An 11,527-nucleotide genomic window follows, 5' to 3' on the forward strand; every position below is an offset into this window, starting at 1 on the left:
GTTTAAAAAAGTTAAGACATGGCACATAAAAAAGGGGTAGGTAGTTCGAAGAACGGCCGTGAATCCGAAAGCAAACGTCTGGGGGTCAAACTCTTCGGGGGACAGATGGCGAAAGCCGGGAATATCATCGTGCGTCAGCGCGGAACAGTGCACAATCCGGGCGAAAATGTCGGGATGGGGAAAGATCATACGCTGTTCGCTTTGGTGGACGGAACCGTATGCTTTAAGAAGAAAGCGGAAGGGAAGTCGTTCGTGTCGGTGGTACCGACTGCGGAATAACGGCTGCCGCTCATATACGGCATTAGACTTTTGAAAAGGCCGGTTTTCTCCGCAGAGAGAAAACCGGCCTCATTTTTTTGTAAAAACAGTAACTTTGAAAATCTGCGGCACGTAACGGCGGCCCGATGAATAGAAAAATAAAAACACGACAATAAGATGCTCACACTGAAACAGATCCGGGACGAACGCGAATTGACCGTCGCCCGGTTGGCCAAGAAAGGGGTGGAAGCCGCTCCGATTATCGACAAAATCATTGCGCTGGACGACCGCCGCAGGGCGATTCAACAGCAGTTAGACGGCAATTTGGCGGAGCAGAACAAGATCGCCAAAGAGATCGGCGGATTGTTCAAGAGCGGGAAGGCCGGCGAGGCCAATGCACTGAAAGAACGGGTCGCCGGGCTGAAAGAGCAGTCGAATGCGTTAGCGGCGGAGCAGGCGAAGGTGGTTGCCGAGATGGAGGCGGCGATCGTGACGCTGCCGAACCGGCCGGCTGAGATCGTGCCGGAGGGAACGTGTGCGGCGGACAACTTAGTTGTAAAGATGGGCGGGCCGGAACCCCGGCAGCTGAAAGGGGAGGGGATTCTGCCCCATTGGGAGCTGGCCAAGAAATACGACATCATCGACTTCGAGCTGGGGAACAAGCTCACCGGAGCGGGTTTCCCGGTCTACAAGGGGAAAGGGGCCAAACTGCAAAGAGCATTAATCAACTTCTTCCTGGACATCAACACGGCTGCGGGCTTCCTCGAAGTGGAGCCGCCAGTCATGGTCAACGAAGCCTCGGGATTCGGCACGGGCCAGCTGCCGGACAAGGAGGGGCAGATGTATCATGCGACGATCGACAATTTCTATATGATTCCGACGGCGGAGGTGCCGGTGACGAACATCTTCCGCGACGAGATCGTGGACGAAGCCTCGCTGCCGATCAAAATGACGGCCTACACGCCGTGCTTCCGGCGCGAGGCGGGGTCGTATGGGAAGGATGTGCGGGGGCTGAACCGCCTGCACCAGTTCGACAAGGTCGAAATCGTGCAGGTGGCGCATCCGGCGGACTCGTATGAACGGTTGGACGAGATGGTGGCCCATGTTGAGGGGATCGTGCTGAAACTGGGGCTGCCGTATCGGATCCTGCGGCTGTGCGGGGGGGATATGAGTTTCACGAGTGCGCTGACTTATGATTTCGAGGTCTACAGCGAGGCGCAGGATAAGTGGCTGGAGGTTTCGTCGGTCTCGAATTTCGAGTCTTTTCAGGCGAATCGGCTGAAGCTCCGCTTCCGCAACGCGGAAACGAAAAAAACGGAGCTGGCGCATACGCTGAACGGGAGTTCGCTGGCTCTGCCGCGCATCGTGGCGGCGCTGCTGGAAAATAACCAGACGCCGGAGGGAATTGTTGTCCCGGAAGCGCTTAGACCGTACACGGGCTTCGATATTATTAAATAGTTCGTTTATTTTCTGCCCAACTGTGAGTGACTGTTCTTTCTTTGAAAAGAAAGAACCAAAGAAACTTTCAGATAGCTGCGCTACTCCTTACGCTTCGCAGTCCTCTTTCTTTGCATTGGGTCCGGGGCGCGGGAATCGGGCCGATAAGGGCTAAACTTCATGATGTCGGCCCGATTCCCCGCACCCCGACAAATCGAAGACAAGGGTATCCGGCAGGCTCAAGAGATGCGAAGCATCTCAAAAAGTTTTTCTGGTTCTCTTTGTTCACAAAGAGAACAGTACCCTCAACATTAGGGTAGTGATCAAACGAACGGATAATATATGAAAAGCTAAGTGAATCGGAAGATACTCGCCCTGGCGATACCCAACATCATATCCAATATCACCATACCCTTGTTAGGCATGGTCGATTTGGCCATTGCAGGGAGGTTAGGCGACGACGCCCAGATCGGCGGGATCGCAGTCGGCGGCACCATCTTCAACTTCATGTACTGGAACTTCAGCTTCCTGCGCATGGGCACCAGCGGTTTTACCGCCCAGGCATACGGAGCGCGCCGCCTTCGGGAAGCCGCGAAAGAGCTTGTGAGAGCATTGAGCGTCGCCCTTGTCGTCGCGCTGGCGATATGGGCATTGCAGGTGTCCGTCGTGAGGACAGCTATGGGCGTGATGGACGGCAGTGAAGCCGTCGAAAATGCGGCGAGCCGTTATTTTCAGGTCAGGATATGGGCCGCCCCGGCCACCTTGTCGCTATACGCCTTCACCGGCTGGTTTATCGGAATGCAGAACGCCCGGATACCGATGTGGATATCCATCGGGATCAACATAATCAATATCCTATTCAGCTTTTTAGCCGTGCGGGCATGGGGCATGGGCATCGAAGGCGTCGCGTTGGGCACCCTTATCGCCCAGTGGAGCGGAGTAGCGATGACCATCTTGATCCTCAGAAGATATTACGGCCGTTTTTTCAGCCGCGAGACATTTCTGCGGAGCGGGATCCTGTCGTGGAGCGTTATGCGGCGGTTCTTCAAAGTAAACAGCGATATATTCCTGCGCACGGTTTGTCTGGTCGCCGTTTTCACCTATTTCACCGTCGCCTCGACGAAGATGGGAGACACCTTATTGGCTGTCAATACCTTGATGTTGCAGCTGTTTACACTGTTCTCCTATATGATGGACGGATTCGCCTATGCAGGCGAAGCATTGACCGGGCGGTACTGCGGGGCAGGGAACCTGCCCATGCTGCACCGAGCGGTGAGGAACCTTTTATTGTGGGGCGCGGCATTAATGCTTTTTTTCACCCTTTTGTATGCCGCGGCCGGACAACAGATACTGAGCCTCTTTACGCCGAGTTCCGTGATACTTGCGGCGGCGAAAGAATATGCCGTGTGGGCCGTGTTAGTGCCGGTTTGCAGCTTTCTGGCGTTTATATTGGACGGGATCGTGGTGGGAATCACCGCCACACGGATCATGCGCAACGCCATGTTCGCCGCGACGATTTTCTTTTTCGCAGCTTATTTTCTGCTGGAACCGCGGTTGGGTAATGCAGGGCTGTGGATCGCATTTCTGATCTATCTTTTTATGCGCGGGGCGGTTCAGCTGGCTTTGTCGAAGCGCCGGATTTTAGGTTAGATTCCGGCGGTAAAATTGATATATTCTATTGAAAACCAGATAAAATGCGACTGATTCTCCGGATTTGCCATCGTAGAAAAGTTTTTTGCGGATGATACGGACGGAATTCCGCTGAGTACTTTTACGTGCTTAAAAATGGAGAAATCGTATGGCAGATAAACTGTATATCTTCGACACGACACTTCGCGACGGCGAGCAGGTTCCCGGCTGCCAGCTCAATACGGTGGAGAAGATCGAAGTGGCGCGTCAGCTCGAGTTACTGGGCGTCGATGTGATCGAGGCCGGATTCCCGGTTTCCAGCCCCGGCGATTTCAACTCGGTGCGCGAAATATCGAAAACAGTGACGCAACCGGTTATTTGCGCCTTGACCCGTGCCGTGGAAAAGGATATCGAAGTGGCGGCCGATGCGCTGAAATATGCTAAACACGGACGCATTCACACGGGGATCGGCACCTCGGACGAACATATCAGATATAAATTCAACTCCACGCGCGAGGAGGTGCTCGAGCGGGCTGTGGCGGCGGTGAAATATGCCAAACGGTTCGTGGAAGATGTCGAGTTTTATGCCGAAGACGCCGGTCGGTCGGACAACGAATATCTGGCCCGGGTGGTGGAGGCGGTGATCAAGGCCGGGGCGACGGTGGTCAATATTCCGGATACCACAGGGTATTGTCTGCCGGCAGAGTATGCGGCCAAGATCACTTACCTGATGGAACATGTGGACGGGGTGCATCGGGCGGTGCTTTCGACGCATTGTCACAACGACCTGGGGATGGCCACGGCCAACTCGCTGGCGGGGATTGCGGCGGGGGCCAGACAGGTGGAATGCACCATCAACGGGATCGGCGAACGGGCCGGGAACACGGCGCTGGAGGAGGTGGTGATGGCTCTGCGCTGTCATCGCGAGCTGGGGATCGATACGGATATCGACACCAAACGCATTACGGCCACCAGCCGGATGGTGTCGAGCCTGATGAATATGCCGGTGCAGGCCAACAAGGCGGTGGTGGGCAGGAATGCCTTCGCCCATTCGTCGGGCATCCACCAGGATGGGGTATTGAAAAACAGGGAGAGCTATGAGATTATGAATCCGGAGGATGTGGGGCTGGCGGATAATGCCATCGTACTCACGGCGCGCAGCGGACGGGCGGCTTTGAAGCATCGGTTGGAACAGATGGGCTATGTGCTGGAGGGAGAAGCATTGGCGCGGGCGTATGAAAAGTTCCTCGTGCTGGCGGACAACAACAAGAATATCCAGGATGAAGATCTGCTGCCGCTGGTGGGAGGTGCCGAGAAAAAAGACCGGCATATCGAGCTCGCTTATTTGCAGGTGCTTTCGGGAACGCTGGTGCCGACGGCGACGGTGCGGGTGCGGATCGGGGGGAGCGAGGCGACCGCTACTGCCACGGGGAACGGGCCGATCGACGCTTCGATCAATGCGATCCGGACGATTATCAAGGATAAGATTACGCTGCAGGAGTTCTTGATCCAGGCGATGACCAAAGGTTCCAATGACTTGGGTCGGGTGCATATGCAGCTGGGGTACGGGAATCTCAACGTACATGGGTTCGGGATCAACTCGGACATTACGCTGGCGGCGGTCGAGGCGTATCTTGACGGGGTCAATAAGGCGCTGGCGTAGGGGTTCTCGGGTACGGGCTGCCCAGGCGATACGAAGTATCGCAAGCCCACCGCGGGCACGCGGGGCCCGCCTGGCCCGAGGGCAGTTTCCTCCCGTTAAGGCGACGCAAACTTCCGGCTCGCATGCCGAGCGGCATCGGCACCCCGCGCGCGACGGCTGGAGAAGGAAATCGTTCAAAAGCAGCTTGCGCTTTTGAACAGGATTTCCGCCAGCGCGCGGGACAAACGAATGTTCATTCTCCGCGCGCCGACGCCGAAAAAAGGAAAATCGACGGTTTCAACGCGAGTTGAAAGCGAACGATTTTCCCGGTGCGCGGGACAAAGAATAATTGGGGGTAGAGGCTGCTCAAGCGATGCGAAGCATCGCAAACCCGGCGGCGCGAGCAACTTCGGCAAAGCTCATTGCTCTTTCCGCTGGCGGCAACTCGATGGCTTGCCGGACAAATCGACCAGAGAGTTAGATAAGAGACAATCTCTAAACGCCTGAAAAAAGGCTTTGCTTCAAGCAAGAGCCAAGAACCTTGCGAGTTCCGCCCCGTCATGAAAAGATACCGGAAATGAAAACGACAGGGAAAAAACGGATCACCGTTCCGTACCGGTGGGAGACGCAAACTATCGTGATCACGATCTTGTGCATTGTGGTTTTGGTCGGCGTTTGGGCTGTTGTCGTGGCGGTTAACTCCCATGCAGCCGGGTGGTTGAAATGGGTTCTCGGAATCGTGTGCCTCGGCGCAATTCCGGTATCGGCGGCATATCTGCCCCGGTCGTTGTCGGTGGCCGACCGGAAAATTACCCTGCGGAGATTGGTCGGGCGGATCGATATACCGTTGGACGAAGTGGTCGTCGTGCGAAAGATCGAACCCATGATGCTCGACGGCAGTTCCCGGGTGTTCGGGAGCGGCGGACTATTCGGTTACTTGGGGCGGTTTCGGAACCGCAGGTTAGGGACGTACAGCATGTGGATCACCGAGCAGCAGAACCTCCTGTTAGTCGAGACCGTGCAACGGCGGTGGGTCTTCAATTGCCGCCGGGCCGATGAGTTCATTCGGATCGCGACGGAGGAGCGGGGCGATTCATAACCGGTTCAGAGGACATTGCGTAAATATTATAATAGAGAGCGAATGGGACAAACACTTTTCGACAAGATCTGGGATGCGCACGTGGTGCGGCAACTCGACGGGGGGCGGTCGGTGCTTTATATCGACCGGCACTATATTCACGAAGTGACCTCGCCGGTCGCATTCGGAGGGCTGCGGGCCCGGGGGATCGGGATTTTCCGGCCGGAGCAGACTACGGCCACGGCAGATCATAACACGCCGACCCTCGATCAGGACAAACCGCTGGAACCGGGCGAATCGAAAAACCAGTTGGACCAGTTGGACAAAAACTGCCGCGAGTTCGGGATTGTCAATTATTATGGGCTGAACCATCCGAAAAACGGCATCGTGCATATCATCGGGCCGGAATACGGGTTCACGCAGCCGGGGATGACCATTGTGTGCGGGGACAGCCATACTTCGACGCACGGGGCGTTCGGCGCGGTGGCGTTCGGAATCGGAACGTCGGAGGTCGAGATGGTGTTCGCCTCGCAGTGCATCATGCAGCCGAAACCGAAAAAGATGCGGATCACGGTCGACGGTGCTTTGGGCGAAGGGGTGACGGCTAAGGATGTGGCGCTCTATATCATCTCGCAGATCAGCGCGGCGGGGGGAACGGGCCACTTTATCGAATTTGCGGGCTCGGCGATCCGCGGGCTGTCGATGGAGGGGCGGATGACGCTGTGCAATATGAGTATCGAGTGCGGAGCGCGCGGCGGGATCGTGGCACCGGACGAGACTACTTTCGCTTATGTCAAGGGGCGTGAGCATGCTCCGTCGGTCGAAAATGGCGACTGGGATCGCGCGGTGGCTTACTGGAAGACGCTGTACAGCGATCCGGATGCGGTGTTCGACAAAGAATACCGGTTCGATGCGGCGGATATTCAGCCGATGATCACCTACGGGACGAATCCGGGGATGGGGCTGCCGATTACGGGGGTGATTCCGGAACCGGCGTCGGAGAGCGATGTCAAGGCGCTGGAATACATGGGGTTCCATGCGGGCGAGGCGATGATCGGCAAACCGGTGGATTATGTGTTTCTGGGGAGCTGTACGAATGGGCGGATCGAGGATTTCCGACTTTTCGCCCATGCGGTGCGGGGGCATAAAAAGGCTCCGGGAGTGGTGGCGTGGCTGGTGCCGGGGTCGCATATCGTGGAACGGTTAGTGCGCGAGGAGGGGCTCTTGGACATCCTTCACGAGGCGGGGTTCGAGTTGCGGCAGCCGGGCTGCTCGGCGTGTCTGGCGATGAATGCGGACAAGGTGCCGGCGGGCAAGTATGCGGTGTCGACGTCCAACCGGAATTTCGAGGGACGGCAGGGGCCGGGGGCGAGAACGTTGTTGGCAAGTCCGCTGGTGGCGGCGGCGGCGGCGGTCTCGGGACGAATTACCGACCCGCGCGAACTCTTTAAAAAATAATCGTTCGTTTCATCTGTACCCCACTGTGAGTGACTGTTCTTTCTTTGAAAAGAAAGAACCAAAGAAACTTTCAGATAGCTGCGCTACTCCTTAGGCTCCGCAGTCCTCTGGCATTGAGTTTGGTTCGGGGCGCGGGAAGCGGGCCGATTAGGTACAAGCCTCATTATATCGGCCCGCTTTCCCGCACCCCGACAAATCAAAGACAAAGGTATCCGGCAGGCTCAAGAGATGCGCAAGCATCTCAGAAAGTTTTTCTGGTTCTCGCTAACTTCGCTTCGCTCGTTTTCCTCCTCGCCGCTCACCATAGTCCGCAAGCGGCCTCTGGATTCGCTGGCAGCGTCGGTTGTTCACAAAGAGAACAGTACCCTCAAACCGGGTAGAGAATAAAACGAACAATTCATATTCAGAATTATGTCAAGAGAAAAATTTGTAAAGATCATATCATCTGCCGTTCCGGTGAACATCGAGAATATAGACACCGACCAGATCATTCCCGCCCGGTTTTTGAAAGCCACCGAGCGGAAAGGATTCGGCGACAACCTGTTCCGCGACTGGCGGTACACTAAGGATAACCGACCGATCGCAGAATTTCCGGTCAACGACAAGACTAAATATGAAGGGAAAATCCTCGTAGCCGGATATAACTTCGGATGCGGGTCATCCAGAGAACATGCCGCGTGGGCCATTTACGACTACGGATTTCGGGTCGTGGTAAGCAGCTTTTTCGCCGATATATTCCGGAACAACGCCTTGAACAACGGACTGCTGCCGATACAAGTGACACCGGCATTTCTCACAGAGATATTCGATACCATAGATAAGAACAGCCGAGCACAGTTTACAGTCGATCTCGAACATCAGACCTTGACGAACAACTCGACAGGCCATTCCGAAACATTCGCTATCGACGGATATAAAAAAGAGTGCTTGTTGAACGGATACGATGACGTGGACTATTTGGTCACGTTACGGCCAGAAGTAGCCAGATACGAGCAGGCAGCCACCAGCAGGTAGCGTCCTCTCGATCCTTTACCGACCCTAATGAAAAAGTTTATGTCCCGAGTCGAGATTATGGATACCACCCTGCGCGACGGCGAGCAGACCTCCGGCGTATCCTTTGCGCCGCAGGAGAAACTCAGCCTCGCGCGGTTGCTGCTGACCGATATGAAAGTGGACCGGATCGAAGTCGCCTCGGCCCGCGTGAGCGAAGGCGAACGGCAGGCCGTCGGGCGGATCATGGAGTGGGCTCTCAGAACCGGAGGAGAAACGATGCTCCGACGAGTTGAAGTGCTCGGATTCGTAGACGGAGGTGTTTCTTTAAAGTGGATCGCCGAGTGCGGCGGCCGGGTCGTCAACCTGCTGACCAAAGGGTCGGAGAAACATTGCCGGTACCAGCTGCGGAAAACCCTCGACGAACATGTGGAAGACATTCGGCGGGAAGTACAGCGAGCCGAGACGATGGGGATCGGCGTTAACGTGTATCTCGAGGACTGGTCGAACGGGATGCGGCATTCGGCAGACTATGTCTATGCCATGATCGACGCTTTGCGGGACTTGCCGATCCGGCGGTTCATGCTGCCCGATACGCTGGGGATTTTCGAGCCGTGGGAATGTTTTGCAGCGTGCCGCGCTATGGTGGAACGGTATCCGGATCTGTGGTTCGACTTTCACGCCCACAACGACTACGACTTGGCCGTGGCCAACACCTTAGCCGCAGTGCGGGCAGGGATCGGCGGGGTGCACACCACGGTGAACGGGCTGGGCGAGCGGGCGGGGAATGCGCCGCTGTCGAGCGTGATAGCCGCATTGCACGATCACTTGCATGTGGAAATCGGCGTGGATGAAGCGCGGACGAACCACGTTTCGACCGTCGTCGAAAGTTACTCGGGGATCCGGATTCCGGCCAACAAACCGGTGATCGGCGAGAACGTGTTTACGCAGTGCGCCGGGATACATGCCGACGGAGACAACAAGAACAACCTTTATTTCAACGATCTGCTGCCGGAGCGCTTCGGGCGCACGCGGCAGTATGCGCTGGGGAAGAGCTCAGGGAAGGCGAATATCCGCAAAAACCTGGAGATGCTGGGAATCGAACTGGACGAAGAGTCGATGATCCGCGTAACGCAGTATATCGTCGAGCTGGGAGACCGGAAAGAGATCGTGACGGCGGAGGATTTGCCATACATCGTGTCCGACCTGCTGGGGACGGCCGGCGACGGCATGACCGACGCCGTACGGATACTCAACTATTCGCTCTCCGTAGCGCAAGGGCTCCGACCGGTGGCCACCGTCAAGATCGAGATACACGGGCAGACTTATCAGCAGACCTCGGCAGGGGATGGGCAGTACGACGCATTCGTTTCCGCCGTGGAAGCCATTTATAAGGAACAACTGGGACGGGAATTTCCGACACTGTTGGATTACTCCGTGAGCATCCCGCCGGGCGGACGCACCGATGCGTTCGTGCAGACATTGATTACCTGGGAGAGCGGCGGCGCGCGGTTCAAAACCCGGGGATTGGATGCCGACCAGACCGTGGCGGCGATCAAAGCGACGGTTAAAATGTTGAACAAGATCGAAAACAACATAAATATTGCCAAATCATGAATCTGAACATTGCGCTGCTTCCCGGCGACGGCATCGGGCCGGAGATCGTGGGCGAAGCTGTAAAAGTGCTCCAGGCTGTGGGCGTTAAGTATGGGCATACCTTTAACTATAACAAGGCGCTGGTCGGGGCGTGCGCGATCGACGCCACCGGCGATCCTTATCCGGCGGAGACCCACCGAATCTGTCAGGAAGCCGGCATCGTGCTGTTCGGCGCGATCGGCGACCCGAAATACGACAACGACCCCTCGGCCAAAGTGCGGCCTGAACAAGGACTCCTGCGGATGCGGAAATCACTGGGACTGTTCGCCAATGTAAGGCCGTTGGTCGTGTTCGACAGCCTGGTCGGACGCTCACCCCTCAAAGCGGAGCGGGTCAGGGGAGCGAACTTCGTGTGCATTCGCGAGCTGACCGGCGGGATGTACTTCGGCCGGCCTCAGGGGAGGAGCGAAGACGGGAATACGGCTTACGACACCTGCGTCTATTCGCGCGAAGAGGTGGAACGCATTCTGCGGGTGGCCTTTGAACAGGCGCGGAAACGGCGGAAACTGCTTACGGTGGTGGACAAAGCCAACGTGATCGCCACCTCGCGCCTGTGGCGGCAGATCGCCAAAGAGATGGCGCCGCAGTATCCGGATGTGCAGGTGGACTACATGTTCGTGGACAACGCCGCCATGCAGATTATCCAGCGGCCGACCTACTTCGACGTGCTGGTGACCGAAAACCTGTTCGGGGATATTCTGACCGACGAATCGAGCGTCATCAGCGGATCGCTGGGCTTGCTGCCATCGGCATCGCTGGGCTCCGACGTGGCGCTGTTCGAGCCGATCCACGGCTCCTATCCGCAGGCGGCGGGCAAAAATATCGCCAATCCGATGGCGACGATCCTGAGTGCAGCGATGCTCTTGGAACATGTGGGACTGGCGACGGAAGGAGCTGCAGTGCGGTCTGCGGTCGAACGGGCGATCGCAGAAGGAGTCGTCACCGAAGACTTGGTGGATGCCAATGCGGTGGGACAGAAAGTCTATTCGACCACACAAGTGGGGGACTTTGTGGCCGCCAACGTGTAGACACACTATACCATCCGGCCGAAATTCAGATTGAACGGGATGCGGAAGAACCTTTTCCGCATCCCGTTCATTGTCCCATACAGGCCGGCAGAGTGCTCGCGAGGAAAAATTTCAGCTCCGAAGCAAAAAAATATCGACCCCTTTCCTGCTGATTTCCAACGATATAAAAAATCGGAAAATTCTTTCGGGAAAAATAGTTCTGAAAAAATTTGCAAAAACAAAAAAGGTACCTACCTTTGCATCCGCAAAACGGGACAAGATACCCTTTGCAAAAGTTCATTGAAGTATTGCAGTGTAGTACGATAGTACGTCAAGTTTTTTGAGTTAGTGAGACAAGAGCACAGGAATAGA

At 56.3% G+C, this 11,527-nt stretch carries 9 protein-coding genes; all 9 read left to right on the top strand.

Translation table 11 applies throughout. The annotated features are described in order from the left end of the window. The first annotated feature begins 18 nt into the window (after positions 1-18). Complete coding sequence (gene rpmA, locus Q0Z93_RS03425; RefSeq protein ID WP_298062606.1) at positions 19-279, top strand: 50S ribosomal protein L27; 261 nt, start codon at positions 19-21, stop codon at positions 277-279. A gap of 156 nt (positions 280-435) precedes the next feature. After that, on the top strand, positions 436-1,716 hold the full coding sequence (gene serS, locus Q0Z93_RS03430) for a serine--tRNA ligase (RefSeq protein ID WP_298062608.1): 1,281 nt from the start codon (positions 436-438) through the stop codon (positions 1,714-1,716). Between the two features lie 333 nt (positions 1,717-2,049). Continuing rightward, the gene (locus tag Q0Z93_RS03435; protein ID WP_298062610.1) at positions 2,050-3,345 is read left to right on the top strand and encodes an MATE family efflux transporter; all 1,296 of its coding nucleotides are present in this window, start codon (positions 2,050-2,052) and stop codon (positions 3,343-3,345) included. A gap of 148 nt (positions 3,346-3,493) precedes the next feature. Beyond that, positions 3,494-4,987 carry a 2-isopropylmalate synthase gene (locus Q0Z93_RS03440; protein WP_298062612.1) on the top strand — a complete coding sequence of 498 codons (1,494 nt, stop codon included), beginning with the start codon at positions 3,494-3,496 and terminating at the stop codon, positions 4,985-4,987. 556 nt (positions 4,988-5,543) lie between these two features. Continuing rightward, positions 5,544-6,065 (top strand): PH domain-containing protein, encoded by a 522-nt coding sequence (locus Q0Z93_RS03445; protein WP_298062614.1) that lies wholly within the window; start codon positions 5,544-5,546, stop codon positions 6,063-6,065. Positions 6,066-6,107: 42 nt separating this feature from the next. Then, positions 6,108-7,502 (top strand): 3-isopropylmalate dehydratase large subunit, encoded by a 1,395-nt coding sequence (gene leuC / locus Q0Z93_RS03450; RefSeq protein ID WP_298062615.1) that lies wholly within the window; start codon positions 6,108-6,110, stop codon positions 7,500-7,502. A gap of 411 nt (positions 7,503-7,913) precedes the next feature. Further along, on the top strand, positions 7,914-8,516 hold the full coding sequence (gene leuD / locus Q0Z93_RS03455; RefSeq protein ID WP_298062617.1) for a 3-isopropylmalate dehydratase small subunit: 603 nt from the start codon (positions 7,914-7,916) through the stop codon (positions 8,514-8,516). A gap of 27 nt (positions 8,517-8,543) precedes the next feature. Beyond that, entirely contained in the window at positions 8,544-10,109 is a 1,566-nt protein-coding gene (locus tag Q0Z93_RS03460; protein WP_298062620.1) for an alpha-isopropylmalate synthase regulatory domain-containing protein, read from the top strand. After that, positions 10,106-11,176, top strand: a complete 1,071-nt coding sequence (gene leuB / locus Q0Z93_RS03465) for a 3-isopropylmalate dehydrogenase (protein WP_298062622.1) — start codon at positions 10,106-10,108, stop codon at positions 11,174-11,176. The genes Q0Z93_RS03460 and leuB overlap by 4 nt, the downstream gene beginning before the upstream one ends. The last annotated feature ends 351 nt before the right edge of the window (positions 11,177-11,527 follow it).

Source organism: uncultured Rikenella sp., assembly GCF_947628055.1.
GTDB lineage: Bacteria > Bacteroidota > Bacteroidia > Bacteroidales > Rikenellaceae > Rikenella.